17 protein-coding genes are annotated in these 16,169 nt (G+C 41.5%); 15 read left to right on the top strand and 2 right to left on the bottom strand.

Going from position 1 to position 16,169, the window contains the following annotated elements; genetic code table 11:
• Nucleotides 1-260 precede the first annotated feature (260 nt).
• Nucleotides 261-1,607 (top strand): glucose-6-phosphate isomerase, encoded by a 1,347-nt coding sequence (locus tag RsY01_RS06860; protein ID WP_094784820.1) that lies wholly within the window; start codon nt 261-263, stop codon nt 1,605-1,607.
• 73 nt (nt 1,608-1,680) lie between these two features.
• Nucleotides 1,681-2,160, top strand: a complete 480-nt coding sequence (locus tag RsY01_RS06855) for a thiol peroxidase (RefSeq protein ID WP_094784819.1) — start codon at nt 1,681-1,683, stop codon at nt 2,158-2,160.
• A gap of 46 nt (nt 2,161-2,206) precedes the next feature.
• Here RsY01_RS06855 and RsY01_RS06850 read toward each other — a convergent pair whose 3' ends face one another.
• Nucleotides 2,207-3,403 carry a cation diffusion facilitator family transporter gene (locus RsY01_RS06850; RefSeq protein WP_094784818.1) on the bottom strand — a complete coding sequence of 399 codons (1,197 nt, stop codon included), beginning with the start codon at nt 3,401-3,403 and terminating at the stop codon, nt 2,207-2,209.
• A gap of 165 nt (nt 3,404-3,568) precedes the next feature.
• Here RsY01_RS06850 and RsY01_RS06845 point away from each other — a divergent pair, with 165 nt between their 5' ends.
• The 4 genes from RsY01_RS06845 (at nt 3,569) to RsY01_RS06830 (ending at nt 8,924) form a co-directional block, all read left to right on the top strand.
• On the top strand, nt 3,569-5,275 hold the full coding sequence (locus RsY01_RS06845) for an ABC transporter ATP-binding protein (RefSeq protein WP_094784817.1): 1,707 nt from the start codon (nt 3,569-3,571) through the stop codon (nt 5,273-5,275).
• Nucleotides 5,275-7,179 (top strand): ABC transporter ATP-binding protein, encoded by a 1,905-nt coding sequence (locus tag RsY01_RS06840; RefSeq protein WP_094784816.1) that lies wholly within the window; start codon nt 5,275-5,277, stop codon nt 7,177-7,179. Before RsY01_RS06845 ends, RsY01_RS06840 begins: the two co-directional genes overlap by 1 nt.
• Before the next feature lie 135 nt (nt 7,180-7,314).
• Nucleotides 7,315-8,583, top strand: a complete 1,269-nt coding sequence (murA, locus tag RsY01_RS06835) for a UDP-N-acetylglucosamine 1-carboxyvinyltransferase (protein WP_094784815.1) — start codon at nt 7,315-7,317, stop codon at nt 8,581-8,583.
• Between the two features lie 98 nt (nt 8,584-8,681).
• Nucleotides 8,682-8,924 (top strand): type B 50S ribosomal protein L31, encoded by a 243-nt coding sequence (locus RsY01_RS06830; RefSeq protein WP_094784814.1) that lies wholly within the window; start codon nt 8,682-8,684, stop codon nt 8,922-8,924.
• A 41-nt stretch (nt 8,925-8,965) separates the two neighbouring features.
• On the opposite strand, the gene RsY01_RS10915 is transcribed toward RsY01_RS06830, so the two are convergent.
• Nucleotides 8,966-9,115, bottom strand: coding sequence for a hypothetical protein (locus RsY01_RS10915; RefSeq protein WP_157905793.1), 150 nt, complete (start codon nt 9,113-9,115; stop codon nt 8,966-8,968).
• Between the two features lie 156 nt (nt 9,116-9,271).
• Here RsY01_RS10915 and RsY01_RS06825 point away from each other — a divergent pair, with 156 nt between their 5' ends.
• The 9 genes from RsY01_RS06825 to RsY01_RS06785 all read left to right on the top strand — a co-directional run bounded on the left by RsY01_RS06825 (nt 9,272) and on the right by RsY01_RS06785 (nt 16,070).
• Entirely contained in the window at nt 9,272-9,811 is a 540-nt protein-coding gene (locus RsY01_RS06825; RefSeq protein WP_157905792.1) for a YiiX/YebB-like N1pC/P60 family cysteine hydrolase, read from the top strand.
• Entirely contained in the window at nt 9,801-10,568 is a 768-nt protein-coding gene (locus tag RsY01_RS06820; protein ID WP_094784812.1) for a DUF1803 domain-containing protein, read from the top strand. Before RsY01_RS06825 ends, RsY01_RS06820 begins: the two co-directional genes overlap by 11 nt.
• Nucleotides 10,569-10,586: 18 nt before the next feature.
• Entirely contained in the window at nt 10,587-11,288 is a 702-nt protein-coding gene (locus tag RsY01_RS06815; protein WP_094784811.1) for a GntR family transcriptional regulator, read from the top strand.
• A gap of 288 nt (nt 11,289-11,576) precedes the next feature.
• A complete protein-coding gene (locus RsY01_RS06810) occupies nt 11,577-13,421 on the top strand; it encodes a BglG family transcription antiterminator (RefSeq protein ID WP_094784810.1) in 1,845 nt (614 codons plus the stop codon).
• Nucleotides 13,414-13,740 carry a PRD domain-containing protein gene (locus RsY01_RS06805; RefSeq protein WP_094784809.1) on the top strand — a complete coding sequence of 109 codons (327 nt, stop codon included), beginning with the start codon at nt 13,414-13,416 and terminating at the stop codon, nt 13,738-13,740. Before RsY01_RS06810 ends, RsY01_RS06805 begins: the two co-directional genes overlap by 8 nt.
• Before the next feature lie 20 nt (nt 13,741-13,760).
• Nucleotides 13,761-14,117 (top strand): SFCGS family glycine-rich protein, encoded by a 357-nt coding sequence (locus tag RsY01_RS06800; protein WP_094784808.1) that lies wholly within the window; start codon nt 13,761-13,763, stop codon nt 14,115-14,117.
• Between the two features lie 4 nt (nt 14,118-14,121).
• A complete protein-coding gene (locus RsY01_RS06795) occupies nt 14,122-14,484 on the top strand; it encodes a DUF4312 family protein (RefSeq protein WP_157905791.1) in 363 nt (120 codons plus the stop codon).
• A gap of 36 nt (nt 14,485-14,520) precedes the next feature.
• On the top strand, nt 14,521-15,303 hold the full coding sequence (locus tag RsY01_RS06790) for a DUF4311 domain-containing protein (RefSeq protein WP_094784806.1): 783 nt from the start codon (nt 14,521-14,523) through the stop codon (nt 15,301-15,303).
• 41 nt (nt 15,304-15,344) lie between these two features.
• The gene (locus RsY01_RS06785) at nt 15,345-16,070 is read left to right on the top strand and encodes a DUF4310 family protein (protein ID WP_094784805.1); all 726 of its coding nucleotides are present in this window, start codon (nt 15,345-15,347) and stop codon (nt 16,068-16,070) included.
• Nucleotides 16,071-16,169: the final 99 nt, after the last annotated feature.

Raw genomic sequence — 16,169 nt, 5'->3', positions numbered from 1 at the left:
ATTCATTAAAGCATGATACTGAAAGTGATGCGACATAGTCGCATCACTTCTGTAGAAAATTAGGGATTTATGGTGCTCCTGTGATGACTCGTCGCGGGTGAAACTTCTGCGCTTGCGCAGGTTCAGAAATCATCTATTTTCCTATGGCATTGCAGTTGTCGCTTTAGCGGCATACGAAAAAGCTAAAGGCAACGTGCCTTAGTGATTTATCACTTAGGTGTTGACAAGAAGTTAGCTTGAAGTTCAAATAAGGAGAAAACATGTCACACATTAAATTTGATTACAAAACAGCTTTACCGTTCGTTGCTCAGCACGAATTTGACTACTTACAGCCAGCAGTGACAGCATTTGATGCTGCCTTGCGTGATGGTTCTGGTCAAGGGTCAGACTTTACAGGCTGGATTGATTTGCCAAAAGATTACGACAAAGCAGAATTTGATCGCATTTTGACATCAGCTGAAAAAATCAAATCTGACAGTGATGTATTAGTCGTCATTGGGATTGGTGGGTCATACCTTGGGGCAAAAGCAGCGATTGATTTCTTGAACAGCTCATTTGTCAACCTTGACTCAAAAGAAAAACGCCAAGCGCCACAAATTTTGTACGCTGGTAACTCCATTTCATCGACTTACTTGTCACAACTCGTTGACTACGTTAGCGATAAAGATTTCTCTGTCAATGTCATCTCGAAATCAGGGACAACAACAGAGCCTGCTATCGCTTTCCGTGTCTTCAAAGAACTTTTGATCAAAAAATATGGTCAAGCAGAAGCGAACAAACGCATTTACGCCACAACTGATAAAGAAAAAGGTGCGGTTAAAGTCCAAGCTGATGCAGAAGGTTGGGAATCATTTGTCGTACCAGATGCTGTCGGTGGTCGTTTCACAGTCTTGACACCGGTTGGTCTTTTGCCAATCGCAGCAAGTGGCGCAGATATTCAAGCTTTGATGGATGGTGCAGCAGCAGCCCGTGAAGAATACAGCACACCAGACTTGAAAGTCAACCAAGCTTACCAATACGCTGTTCTCCGTAATATCCTTTACCGCAAAGGTAAAACCATCGAAATCTTGGCTAACTATGAACCATCACTCCAATACTTCAGCGAATGGTGGAAACAATTAGCTGGCGAATCAGAAGGTAAAGACTACAAAGGCATTTACCCAACATCAGCTAACTTTTCAACAGATTTGCACTCCATCGGTCAATCTATCCAAGAAGGTAGCCGTAACCTCTTTGAAACAGTGATTAAAATTGAAGAAGCAACCTTGAACATCAACATCCCGACAGAAGCAGAAGATCTTGACGGTCTTGGCTATCTTGAAGGCAAAGATGTTGACTTCGTCAATACCAAAGCTTTCCAAGGTGTCTTGCTTGCTCATACTGACGGTGGTGTGCCGAACTCAGTTGTGACCATCAAGAAACAAGATGCCTTTACATTGGGTTACCTCATCTACTTCTTTGAAATCGCGATTGGTCTTTCCGGCTACCTCAATGGTGTCAATCCATTTGACCAACCAGGGGTTGAAGCTTACAAGAAAAATATGTTCGCCTTGCTTGGTAAACCAGGCTTTGAAGCACTCGGTGCAGAATTAAACGCACGTTTATAATATCTAAGTCGTTTGAGTGTGAACTCAGACGATTTTTTATTATAATGAAAGAAAAAGGATATGGAGACAACCTATGAAAATTACAAGATTTGGTGACCTATTTACTGAAATTACCCCACTGACAACGGGTTCAGCACCTGATTTTAGCTTGAAAGATCAGCATGATACTATCGTGACTTTGTCAAAATTGCCAAGCCCAATTATCATCAGTGTTTTTCCAGACATTAACACCAGCGTCTGTTCCCTTCAAACGCGTCGCTTTAATCAAGAAGCTGCAGCCCATAAAGCAATTACCTTTCTTTCTATTTCTAACAATACGGCAGAAGAACAAGCCAACTGGTGTGCCGCTGAGGGCGTTGATATGACGATTTTATCCGATGTCAAAAATGAATTTGGCAAGCGCTACGGTCTCGTCATGACTGAGGCCAATCTATTAGCCCGTAGCGTTTTTGTGATTAAAGATGGTCAAATCATCTATGCTGAAATTTTGTCTGAGATGACAGAAGAACCGAATTATGACAAGGCTTTACAAGTAGCGGAAGCAGCAATTTAAGGTAGAAGAAAAGTGAGTCGAGTGGCTCACTTTTTTGTATGTATGCTTAAGCGATTAAGGTCAACTGACGCGCTTCACAGTACCAGTCAGTTTTTCTGCGCCAAATGCTTGTGACTGCAAAACTTTGGCCTTGTTCAAAATAGTGATAAGTGATGACAAAGGTTTTTTTTGAAATACGTTCTGGCTTAAAGCCTGCAATGGCAAGGTGTTCATGTTGTTCTAAAAGTTTTTGAGCCTTGTCAATTTCAAGACCGTCAGCTCGAATTTCTGTGAAATGCTCGGCAAGCAGTGTCTCATCTAAGCCATTCAAGACTTGTTCTTCCAAGCCTAGAATGACAAGTGCCAAACTAGCATCACGTGCCTCGTCAGGCAATATCGCTGGCTCGACATGCACATCTACATCAAAGACATCGAATTCTTGTTTTAAAGCGTTTTCAATCACTTCCGTTGCTTCGTGGCTTTCGAACACGGAAAGGTCAGGCGACATTTCGACGACGACGTCGAGGAAAATATTACTGCCATAAGTTCTCCCGCGGATAAATTTAACCGCCATGACTTTGGGCAGCTTGGCAATGGCAGCTGTGTAGGTGTCGATTTTTTCTTCGTCAAAGCCGTCAGAGAGGCTAAAGACCGCCTCAGCAAAAATGTCATAGGCTGTTTTGAAGATAAAGACGGTAATAATTACCGCCATCAGTCGGTCAATGATGGTCAGATTAAAACTAGCGGCGAAAATTGCAATGGAGGTGGCGATAGAGGTAACCGCGTCGGACAGATTATCTTTAGCGGCACTCATCAGACCTGAGCTTTTAGACCGTAGCGCGAGATTGCGATTATAGAAGTAAATGGCGAGCATGATGATGGCGGAGAAGATGCCAACGATAGACCCTGTCAAATCAACAACTGTCTGCTCGTTATTGATGATGGCTGTAATCGTATCTTTCAGGACAAAAAAGCCAACGACGAACATGATAAAGCTGGTAATGAGCGAGGCAACGGACTCAACTTTCCAGTGACCGTAGGTATGGTCGTCATCCGCAGGCCGTCTTGCGATTTTCAGGCCAATCAGGACAGCGATATTACCCATGATGTCTGTGATATTATTAAAGCCATCCGCCCGCAAACTTTCAGAGTGTGTCGTATTGGCAATGACGAGTTTGAGAATGGACAGGATGAGGTAGGCCCAGATACTGATGAGGGCGCCACGTTCGGCTAATTTCAAGTCTTGATAGCGTGAATTTTTCATCTTTCTATTATAACAAATTTTATCAAGTTTTAGATTTTGTAAACAGAAAAATATTAAATAATATGTTAGAATGGGAAAGATCGCGAATGACCCCGCTGGACATAGTGCCAATGGCGGTCAAGCTTTAGGCTTTCAGGAAATGAAAGTGCAGAAAGGGGAAAATAAATGCTGATTAAAGCCATTAAACACTACAAGTTTTGGGCGCTAGGGTCGCTTGCCATGGTCATTTTGGTCGTGGGCACGACGCTTTGGCAGCCACAAATCTTAACCAAAGTCCTTGAGGCTGTTTCCAACAATGATAAAGAGAAAATTACAGATTATGGGGTTCAGCTGATTATTATCGCAGGGATTGGTCTCTTAGCAGGCGTGGTCAACACGATTTTTGCGGCGAAGATTGCCCAAGGCGTCTCAGCTGATTTACGGGAACAGACATTCCGAAAAATTCAAAGTTTTTCTTATGCCAATATTGAGAAATTTAATGCCGGCAACCTCGTTGTCCGTATGACCAATGATGTCAACCAAGTCATGAACTTGATTATGATTTTGTTTCAAATTTTGCTGCGTGTCCCGCTTTTATTTGTCGGCTCATTCATTTTAGCCATTCAAACTTTGCCTAAATTATGGTGGATTATCGTCCTTTTGGTTGTCGTCATTGTCCTGATTACAGGCGTTTCGATGGGTAGCATGGGCAAACACTTCAGCGCTTTCCAAACCTTGATGGATAAACTCAACGGTATTGCCAAGGAAAATCTCCGTGGCACACGCGTCGTGAAATCTTTTGTCCAAGAAAAAGAACAAGCAGCGAAATTCGATGCCAATTCAGATGAATTGCTCGGTCATAATTTGATTGTCAGCTATATCTTTTCTGCCATGATTCCAGCCTTTACCTTTGCGGCATATTTGGCGATTTTTGGCGCGATTTGGTTTGTCTCAACTTATGTGCACAAAGAACCTAAAGATTTAGCCGGTATCGCCTCATTTATGACTTACATGATGCAAATCATGTTTGCCATTATTATGGGTGGTATGATGTCGATGATGGCCTCACGTGCCTTCATCTCACTGAAACGGATTGGCGAGGTCATCAACACTGAACCAGCCATGACTTTTAAAGATGTTCCAGACCAAGATTTGACGGGTAATCTTGAATTTAATCATGTGACTTTTACCTATCCAACAGATGATGAACCGACGCTCAAAGACGTGTCATTTAGTATTAAAGCTGGCGAATTAGTTGGTGTTGTTGGGGCGACTGGTGCAGGAAAATCAACCCTTGCCCAACTCATCCCACGTTTGTTTGATCCAACAGAAGGAACGATTAAAATCGGTGGTCAAGATTTGCGTGACCTTAGCCGAAACACCGTGCGTGAGACCGTTTCTATCGTTTTACAACGCGCGATTCTCTTTTCAGGAACGATTTCTCAGAATCTGAAACATGGGAAAGCTGATGCCACCGTTGATGATATGAAACGCGCCAGTGCCATTTCGCAAGCGCGTGAATTTATCGAAAAAATGGCGGATGTCTTTGAGAGTCCGGTTGAAGAACGCGGCACCAACTTCTCAGGCGGGCAAAAACAACGGATGTCCATTGCCCGAGGTGTTATTGGCGAGCCTAAAATTTTGATTCTAGATGACTCGACCTCAGCACTAGATGCCAAGTCTGAAAAATTAGTCCAAGAGGCATTGGCGGGCGAACTGCCAAATACGACTAAAATTATCATTGCTCAAAAAATTTCATCCGTTGTCCATGCCGATAAGATTCTCGTTTTGGACGCGGGTCAACTCATCGGTGTTGGGACGCATAAAGACCTTGTCGCAAATAATGCCACCTACCGTGAAATCTATGAAACACAGAAAGGAAGTGATGATTAATGAAAGAATACAGTAAAGCGATTAAGTTTTTCTGGAACTATTTCAAGAAATTCAAAGTCTCATTTTTTATCATCACACTGACGATTATCATTGCCACTTATTTACAGGTCAAAGTGCCTGTCTTTATTGGCGACGCCTTGACACAGTTGGGAGAATGGGTCACAGCTTATTTCAAACACCAAGGTGCTGAAAAAATCGTCGCATCCTTTAAGGGTCATGTGCCGGCAGAATTGCCACAAGCGATGATTGGGGAATTAACCAAAAATGGCATGCCAACGGATGTGACTGCCTTGGTTGATTTAGCCAAACACACCCCTGAAAAAACAGTTTTTTTCAGTATCATGTGGAAATTGCTCCTATCTTATGTTTTCATGACCATTGCCATGCTGATGTACGAGGTGCTCTTTGGTCGGATTGTCTCTCATTCAACCAATGCGATGCGCAAAGGCTTGTTTGGCAAGCTTGAACGCTTGACGATTTCATTTTTTGATCGTCATCAAGATGGGGATATTCTCAGTCGTTTTACGTCAGACTTGGATAATATTCAAAACTCGCTCAATCAATCTCTCGTCCTTGTTGCGACACAGGCTGCCATGTTTATCGGTGTGATTATCATGATGTTCCGTCAAAATATCTCGCTTGCGTGGGTGACCATGGCTTCAACACCAGTTGCCATTTTACTGGTCGTGATAATCATTCGTCAGGCCAAGAAATATATCGACTTGCAACAAGATGAAGTCGGGAAACTCAACGCCTATATGGATGAGAAGATTTCAGGGCAAAAAGTCATCATCGTTGAAGGTCTAGAAGAAGATGCGATTGACGGTTTTGTCAAACAAAATAACAAAGTCCGGCAAGCGACTTTTAAAGGTCAAGTTTATTCAGGGATGCTGATGCCAGTGATGAATGGCATGAGCTTTGTCAATCTGGCCATCGTCATTTTTGCAGGGTCGATGATTGCCCTTAATGATAAATCCATGTCAACCGCCGCAGCGCTTGGTTTGGTTGTCATGTTCGTCCAGTATTCACAACAATATTACCAGCCCGTGATGCAAATTTCATCATCATTTTCACAGCTTCAAATGGCTGTGACAGGCGCGCGTCGTTTGCAAGAAATGTTTGACGAACCAGAAGAAGTTCGCCCTGAGAATGGTGTGATTTTCGACGAAATCAAGACCGAAGTTCAAATCGACCACATCGATTTCAGCTATCTACCGGGTAAACCGATTCTGAAAGATGTCAGCATTAACGTCAAAAAAGGTCAAATGGTCGCCGTTGTTGGTCCGACCGGTTCAGGTAAAACAACCATTATGAACCTGATGAACCGTTTTTATGATGTGGATAATGGTAGCATTAAATTTGACGGCGTTGACATCCGCGATATGGATTTGGACTCACTGCGCCGTGGCGTCGGGATTGTCCTCCAAGACTCAGTCTTGTTCAGCGGTACGATCAAGGATAATATCAAGTTTGGTTTTGATGCAACAGATGAGGAAATCATCACAGCAGCCAAAACAACGCATATCCATGAATTTATCGATAGCTTGCCTGATAAATACGACACCATCGTTGACGATGATGAAAATGTCTTTTCAACGGGTCAAAAACAACAGATTTCGATTGCACGGACGATTTTGACCAATCCAAAACTTTTGATTTTGGATGAGGCAACGTCAAACGTTGATACCGTCACAGAGCAACAAATCCAGTGGGCAATGGAGGCTGCGATTGCGGGTCGGACATCATTTGTCATCGCCCATCGTCTGAAAACGATTTTGAATGCCGATAAGATTGTCGTGCTAAAAGATGGCGTTGTCATTGAAGAAGGCAGTCACCAGGAGCTTTTGCACGTGCCAAATGGTTTCTATGCCGAACTTTATCACAATCAATTTGTCTTTGAATAACTTAAATAATAGTTTTGAAAAAGTAGGAAAATTTTCCTACTTTTTTGTTGTCTCATCGGGATGATAAATTTGCTTTTTTATGGTAAAATAGACAGGCATGAATTTGAATTTTAAGAATTGGACTTTAATAAATAAATGAAAAAAATAGTAATTAATGGTGGTAAACGCGTTTCGGGCGAAGTGACGATTTCTGGTGCTAAAAATTCAGTTGTTGCCCTGATTCCTGCAACTATTTTGGCGGATGATGTGGTGACACTAGAGGGTGTGCCGGATATTTCAGATGTGGCGAGCCTGATTGAGATTTTGGAAATCATGGGTGCTAAAGTCGAGCGCGACGTTGAGGCGGGGATTGTGACGATTGATCCGCGCGGTGTCGAGTCGAAGCCTTTGCCTTACGGGAAGATTAATTCTTTGCGCGCTTCTTATTATTTTAACGGCTCTTTGTTGGGGAAATTTGGCGAGGCGACGGTTGGGTTGCCGGGTGGTTGCGATTTAGGCCCGCGTCCGATTGATCTGCATATCAAGGCGTTTGAGGCCTTGGGTGCCCGCATGACCTTTAAGGAAAATGCCATGCATTTGACGACTGATGGTGCGCCTTTGCACGCTGCGACGATTTTCATGGACATGGTCTCAGTTGGCGCGACGATTAATACCATGCTGGCTGCTGTTAAGGCTGAAGGTCGGACGATTATTGAAAATGCGGCGCGTGAACCTGAAATTATCGATGTGGCAACGCTGCTCAATAATATGGGCGCAAAAGTCCGTGGTGCGGGAACAGATGTCATTCGCATTGATGGCGTTCAAAAATTGGGTGGTGCGCGTCATACCGTCATTCCTGACCGGATTGAAGCAGGGACTTATTTAAGTCTTGCCGCAGCTTTTGGTGACGGTGTTATCGTCAATAACGTGATTTACGAACATCTGGAGTCTTTCATTGCCAAGCTCGAGGAAATGGGCGTTCAGATGATTATTCGAGATGATTCGATTGAAGTTTTGAAATCAGACAATCTCAGAGCGGTTAATATCAAAACCGTGCCTTATCCGGGGTTTGCGACCGACTTGCAACAGCCGATTACCCCCTTACTTTTGATGACCAATGGTCGTGGGAAAGTTATTGACACCATCTATGAAAAACGGATTAACCATGCAGCTGAACTGGCACGTATGGGGGCCAATATCATAGCCAATAATGGTGAGATTACCTATCATGCTCCGAATGACTTGCACGGTGCAGAAGTTATGGCGACAGATTTGCGGGCAGGCGCTGCCTTGGTCAATGCCGGTGTGATGGCAGATGGCGAAACTAAAATTTCAAATGTTGAGTTCATTTTGCGTGGTTACGACAATATCATCGAGAAAATGACCTCGCTTGGTGTTGACATTAAATTAGTCGATGAAAATTGATTTTTAGACTTGAAAATGGTTACTAACTTTGATAAAATAGATAAGTATTGATTACTTTGGACTGGCAAACAGCCCAAGGCAGAAAGGAAATATCGAACATGAAAGCAGACATCCATCCTAATTATGGACCAGTTGTATTTATGGATACGTCAACAGGTTATAAATTCTTGAGCGGCTCTACAAAAAGCTCAAAAGAAACTGTTGAATGGGAAGATGGGAACACATACCCATTGATCCGTGTGGAAACATCATCAGATTCACACCCATTCTACACTGGTAAAGCTAAATTCACACAAGCCGACGGCCGTGTGGACCGTTTCAACAAGAAATACGGCTTGTAAGCCATATTTCTCTGCGCCGAGCGCAAGCGAGAAAGCAAGAGTTATGGTTTATAAGAAAGTACGCGTGAGCGTGCTTTTTTTAAGCCATATTTTTTGCGACCGAGCTTGCGAGGGAGCAAGAATTTACGGCGTAAGCCATACTTCTCTGCGACGAGCTGTGCGAGGAAGCAAGATTTAGTGGCGTAAGCCATATTTCTCTGCACCGAGCTGTGCGAGGAAGCAAGAATTTACAGCGTAAATCGTATTTTTTGGATGATTGACACAAGGATATCAAAATTTAAAACATCAAACATTTTTGTGGCTGAGAAAGGCGACAAAAATGATAAAAATTTGGTATAATGAAAATCATGACCCCACAATTAAAATCAGCGGATTTACTTTTTGTCAAAACACGCCTCAATGATGGGGATGAATTTGCTGCCGCCATTTCTGAGTCTACCGGCGCTTATAACCATGTTGCCATTGCCACCAGTGAAACGACCATCATCCACGCCACCCCTAGACAGGGTGTCATCGAGGAAACTTTGGTTGCTTTTTTGTCGAATCATCCGCAGGTTGACTGTTTTAGAGTGGCTGATATTGTTGCGCCTGACGTACTGTTAGAAGCCGGAAAACACCTTGGCAAGCCTTATAACCACAGCTTTTATCCAGATGGGGACGCATTTTACTGCTCACAGTTGGTCATCACAGCTTTTGCCAATCAGGTCAAACTACCAGAAACGGCGATGACTTTTGGTGACGGAGAAAAACTTATCTCTGACTACTGGCAAGCTTATTTTGACCAGCTAGGTGTGGCTGTGCCATTAGGACAGTTGGGGAGTAACCCAGACCAAATCGCAAGATTTTCAGCTTTAGAATATATAGGAACCCTAACAGATGCCAATTAAGATTTTCAATCATAATCGCTTAACCCAGCGCCCCTTTTTCCAAGAGCTGATTGATCTTTTGGCGAATCACGAAGATGTGACCCTGCGCAAAATCAAAGCAACTTTTGGTGATGAGCCAAATCTGGAACGTCAGATTGAAGATTTTGTCCAAGCCGGTTTGATTTCACGCGTTGATAAGCGCTATACTAATCAATTTCAGGTATTTACCGATGCCGATTTTGATTTGACTTTACCTGAGACTGCCCCGCAACAGCTCGTTTTTGACCAGCCATTTTTTGTGGCAGCAGGTTCTGAACTCATCTCAAAAATTCAGACCTCGCAAGTCCAGCAAACATTAAGGAATCAGACCAATGGCATTACCCTACATTTTTCATCTGACTATGCTCGGAAAACTGAAAATTTAGCGAATTATTTTTATCATGTTGAAAAACGGGTAGCCTTGACACCATTTGAGGAAAAAATATTTAAACTTATCGGTGATGTTAATCTGGATTATGCGCTGAAATATATGACGACATTTCTACTTAAATTTGCTAAAAAAGATGTCGTCAAGCAAAAACGTCCAGATATTTTTGTTAAGACACTAGAAACTTATGGTTACATTGTCAAAAACGGTGATGATGAAGAAAGTTATCGTTTTAATCTAACATTTGATGATCGTGAGTTTGAGGAAATTGTCTTTAACGATGCGCAGGATTTTATTGCGGCGCAGATTAGGCAATGTGAGGCGCTACCCATTTTTGTTAAGCTGGGTTAAAGATGAGAGGAAATAGAAATGAAGCAAAGAAATCAGATTTTATATCAAAAAGTTTTTGATGCCTTAAAATCCGACTTGATTAAGGGAAAATATAAAGTTGGGAGTTTATTTCCAACAGAAAATGAGTTAGTTGAAATCTTTGGTGTAAGCAAAATTACGATACGTCGGGCAGTTGACTTGCTTGTCGAAAGAGGTTACTTGTTCAAACAAAGTGGTTCAGGAACCAAAGTCATCAGTAATCGACCGGTTAATACATTTAATTCAGTGAAAGCTTATATTCAGATTTTAGTAGACATGGGCTTTGAGATTCGAAGTCAGATTGTTTATGTGGGAAAATCTGAAGATTCAGTGGTTAATAAGAAATTTGAAGATGAACAAATTTATGAAATTCATCGTATCTTTTACTTAGATGATGTCGCAACTTTTTTCGTTAAACACTACTTTCCTGTGATGAATACCATGTCTCTACCAAAAGTAGCTGATGATAATTTTTCTCTTTACACTTTTTTAGTCAAACAAAATTTTACAATTCATAATATCGAAGATACCATTATTGCTCAAAAAACGCCAAAATATGTGACTGAAGTCATACCAGATATTTCAGATATTTGTTTGAAACGGAGCCGTTTATCATTTGATGATCGACATAGACTTGTAGAATATAGTATTATCTATTGTGATTCGGAAAAAACACCTTATTTTTTACATTATGAAGTTTAATATGTTCTGCTTTCAAATTGATTCAAAGTGAACGAGTATAAGATAGTTCCTTCTAACTTTAGATTATGGTTAGAGGTTTTTTTTATCAAAAATAAAGCGATAATTAGTTGCACGAATAATTCGTGCAATTTAACTGTATTTCGCATTTTAAGAATTCAAGGTATACTAATCATGTAAGACATTGAGCGACCTACGATTCGGGACCACTGCCTCCTGATTGGACGGGCGCGTAAGCGTAGGTTAAGTTTCAAGAGCCTTGAAGTGAGCTCTCAGAAAGGGGAAAATCAAATGCAATTAACGCAAAGGGAAATTGATACGACGATAGAATTATTATCATCCCGTACATCTAAAACAGCAAATGAGTTAGCTGCTTTGAATAAAATTAGCCCTAGAACGTTAAAAAGTGATATGGCAAATATTCGGAAATGGTTGAAGGAAGCGCAGGTTTCACTCATTTCCAAACCTGGTGTTGGTTACTTTGTTGAAGGAGATGAGTTAACCTGTAAAAATTTATTGAATCAATTACTAGCAACCGAACGATTATCAGCACCGATTTACGCTGAGATGCGGAAAAAACAAATGATGATGCAACTCTTATTATTTGAAGCACCGATTAGTTCAACCTCTTTTTCTGATGAATATGGTGTTGTCAAAAATACAGTTATTTTTGATTTACAGCAAATTAAAACTTTTTTTAGCGAAAATAATCTCCGATTAGTCGCCAATCATTTAGGGTTCAGTGTCTCAGGTGATGAACGACAACGACGCTTGCTATTGGAAAAGCTCATTCAGGAAAATTTTACTGACTACGATTTGTTTATGATGATGTCGAGAGTGAGTCAGTTTGAAAAAGAGGCACAAGTTAATTATTTTGATTCCATTTTACCGCCAGCATTTTCGGTTTATTATGATTATGTGCTCAAATTAATCGCGACACATCTTTCGGAACAAAACATTCATAATACGTCTTATTTTGAGATTTTCACTTTAGCGCTAAGATTGACAATTTCATTGGTCCGCTTAATTGAGGAGTGTCCACTTGAAAATAGCGAGGAATTACTAGATACAGAGGAACAAACAGGTTTTACAGTTTCTCTTCTAAGCGAAATAGGGAAAATTTATCATAAGCCTTTGTTCAAAGCAGAATACGATTATGTTTATGGCGATTTAAATATCTCTACGGCTGCTATCAATGTCTTGGATTTAACGAGTCGAGTCATTGAGTTCGTAAGCAATGCGTCGCAAATACCATTCAATGAAGATAGTATCTTATTTCAGAATTTAGTGGCACATCTGACCCTGAGTTTGGAACGAACGCATCATTATCTGAATGAATATAATCCTTTCTTGAAGGAAATCAAAGCAAATGAGATGCCTTTATTTACCAAAATCAGGCAAAGTGTGACACGAGAATTAGGAACTAAAATGGCACAGGACGAGTCGTTTATTTCCTACATCACACTTCATTTTATGACCTCAAAAGAGCGGGTTGGCAATGGTGAGAGAAAAATCCGTGCGGTGTATGTCTGTGCCACTGGTTTAGGCGTGACATCTTTCCTACAGCAGAAAATGAGTAGCGAAATTGAGGGCATTGAAATTGCTGGGTTTGCCAGTGTTCTAAATTATCCTCGAATTGTTGCTCAGACAGAACCAGAGTTGATTATTAGTGCTTTTCCGATTGACAGCCAAGATATCCCAGTTTTACAGGTAAAGCCCTTGGCTTCTGAAAAGGATATGGCTTTGATTCAAAAAAAGGTTAAGACTTTATTAGCAGAAGGAAAAGGCCATCTACCAACGATTAAATTTAAAGATATGCCCAAATCTCAGTCAATTGGTGACTTAAATCAAGAGACGATTGTGACAGGCTTTATGGTCTATGAAGCCTTGAAACAGTTGTTTCAGGATAAGCTCCGACCAGAGTTCAGTGAAGGTTTCTTACTGCATATCTTGCTGACAGTTCACCGGATTATTTTTAATAAGCAATATCAAGAGACAGCTCCTGTTGTATTTTCAAGTAACATTTTAAGCAAGATTGAAGCCATTTTCAATCAATACGAGTTAGCAATTAATGAGAATGAAGTAAGAGCGATTACTGAATACCTCATAAAAGAGGGGAGAGAGGAACGTGACTGATGTATTAATAGACTTGTATCATGAACTAGAACTTTCGGAAGAAGTTCAAACTGTGATGCAAGAAATTGAAGCGTCGCTTAAAGCAATAGCAGTTAAACCAACTGACTTACAGTGGCGCATTTTGGCCAATCATGTCAATGAGATGGTGAACAGATCCAAAGAAGGACTGACTATACCCGAAGTAGATGCCCAACTATTTTCGGAAATTTCTCAGACATCGCTGCAGTTAGCAGAAAAAATTGTTGAAAGAATTGGTCATCTATCACCAGATGAAAAATATTTATTATCGATTCATTTTGAATCAGCAAAAGAAAATTAAGAAAAGTAGAGGAGATTAAAATGGTAAAAGTAGTGATTGCAGACAGATTAGGTAAAGGTCAAAATGTTGCAAAAGGTGTTGAGGCAGCAGGAGGTATCGCTATCGTTGTGCCAGGAATGGGCGCAGATATGCGATTAGGTGATGTCATGAAAGCAGAAGATGCAGACTTTGGCATTTCATTTTGCGGGAGTGGTGGCGCAGGATCCATCACGGCGAAAACCAAATATGGCTATCCAGAAAGACACAGCATGCGCTCAGTTGGCGAAGGTGTGACAGCGATTAATGACGGCATTAAAGCTTTAGGTTTTGGGTTTATGGATACGGAAGAATTAGGGCAAGCATTAGCCGAGGCCTATATCAAGAAATTTGGAGCGTAGAAAATTGGAAACGATTACAGTTAGTCGAAAGGAAACGGTTGAAGTATCAGGACAAGGGGCGACGAAACAGAGTGCTTTTTCAGATGCCATTTCTAAGGTCCAGAAAAAAATCATGGCGGGAAGTGAAGATGTCTTCTTACAGATTACCCCTTTAAATATTGAAATACTTTCTGCAATTAAGGAAACTTACACAGAAAAATTTCTATTTTTCTTCTTACCAAGAAAAAAGGTTAGGTATGCGGTTAAAGTATTGATTCATGTGGAAATAACAGCTGTTTCAATGGCTAAAGTGACCTTTGTTGATATTCAGAAAGACACAACTAAACTTGAAAAAAAGTTGAAGGTGATGGATTATAAAGGGATATGATGTTGGAAGTTTAAATAAAATGATGGAGGAAAAACATTGGAGATTATAATTGTTATCTTAAAGTCCGTGATTATTGGCGGACTAATGGGGTTTGCGGCAGCGTTGGGTGCCGCAAGAATGTTCCATTCACCTACGGTTCAGGCCTTAGGCGCTTTCAGAACATTGGGCGAAATGAATGCCTGTGAAGGCGATGCTGCCTCCCACTTTTCGTTTGGTTTAGGGTTCTTCTTTAACGCCTGGGCATCAGCAGTTGGTGCGGGGGCTTATACGCAAGATGTGACCCACCGTATTTTGCCAAACTGGGCAGCGGCAGCCTTGCTATCGAGAAATAAAAATATTTCAGAAACCGTCCACAATCCGAAAAGAATGGCGATTGTGGGCGCAGTGATTGGTGCTGCGATTGTGACCTTTTTAAATGCGACCTCATCAGCTATTCCACCGAGTTTACAAGTCACAGCGGTGGATGTTCTGGTGCCAGCCGCAACCTTGCTAATTAGTACAGTGATGCCGATTGTTTTTTGGCTAGCTGCCTTGGATGCAGGCAAAAGAACTGGTTTCTGGGGAACATTATTTGGTGGACTTGCACAGTTAATCATGGGCAATGCGGTGCCGGGTGTTGTCTTAGGGATTCTTGTCGGTAAAGGGGTTGACGAGTTAGGCTGGAGTAAACTCACTAAAATATTATTCGTTACGGTAATCATCCTATTTGTTTTGAGTGCTTTCTTCCGCGGTTTCGATTTGAACATGATTGAACAATTTAAACTGGATGTGCCAAACTGGCTACAAAATTTCCACGATATCTTTACCGTGAAACAATAGACATCAAAAGTTAGCCGTAATATAAAAAATGGAGGTAAAAAATGGAATCGAAAGAACAATGGGAGATTGAGCAGCGTGAAATAGAGGCCAAAAAAGCGACGAGTTTTTGGTATGCAGATTGGGCTTTTCCGATTATCGTGGGGCTAATGGGTGCTGCAGCCTTTGCAGGGACACATATGTATGTGACCTATGGTGTTGGTGCTTTTAATGAAGTATCAGTCGTTGCCATGTTAAAAGCAGGCATGGACGGCGAGGGCTATGGCGCAGCTGCAGCTTTTGGCGCAAGTTTCTTGTTTGCGCGGATCTTAGAGGGCTCCCTGGTCGGAATTTTGGATTTGGGTGGTTCGTTATTGACAGGTGTTGGGATTGGGATTCCAGCACTATTGATGAGTGTGGGTGTTGAGGCACCGATAAAAAATTTCCCATTAGCCTTGCTGACTGGTGGGGGCATTGGACTACTGATTGGGGCGATTATCATTGCGATTAGGAAATTTACGGTGAATTCCGCTAACTGCACATTTGGTGCGGATATTATGATGGGGGCGGGAAATTCAGCCGGTCGATTCCTAGGACCTCTGATTATTTTATCGGCAACGATTGCCTCTATTCCTGTCGGTATTGGGGCAACCATCGGCGCATTAATCTTTTATAAATGGGAAAAACCAATCGCTGGAGGTGCTATTCTAGGTGCGATGGTATTAGGCGCATTCTTCCCAGTTATTCATGAAGATGCCGCGCGTGCGATTGAATTATTGACAATCGTCTAATATCAAAAAATATTTTCCAACAAGTATACTCGCTGACTAAAAACGTCTAGAATCAGCCGAAATCTATAGTGGTTTTGTCGTGATGTGAGTATCATAGAC

Origin of the sequence: Pseudolactococcus reticulitermitis (genome assembly GCF_002260845.1) — a bacterium.
GTDB lineage: Bacteria > Bacillota > Bacilli > Lactobacillales > Streptococcaceae > Pseudolactococcus > Pseudolactococcus reticulitermitis.
Note: the sequence above shows the minus strand (reverse complement) of the source record. Positions and strands in the feature narration are given on the sequence as shown.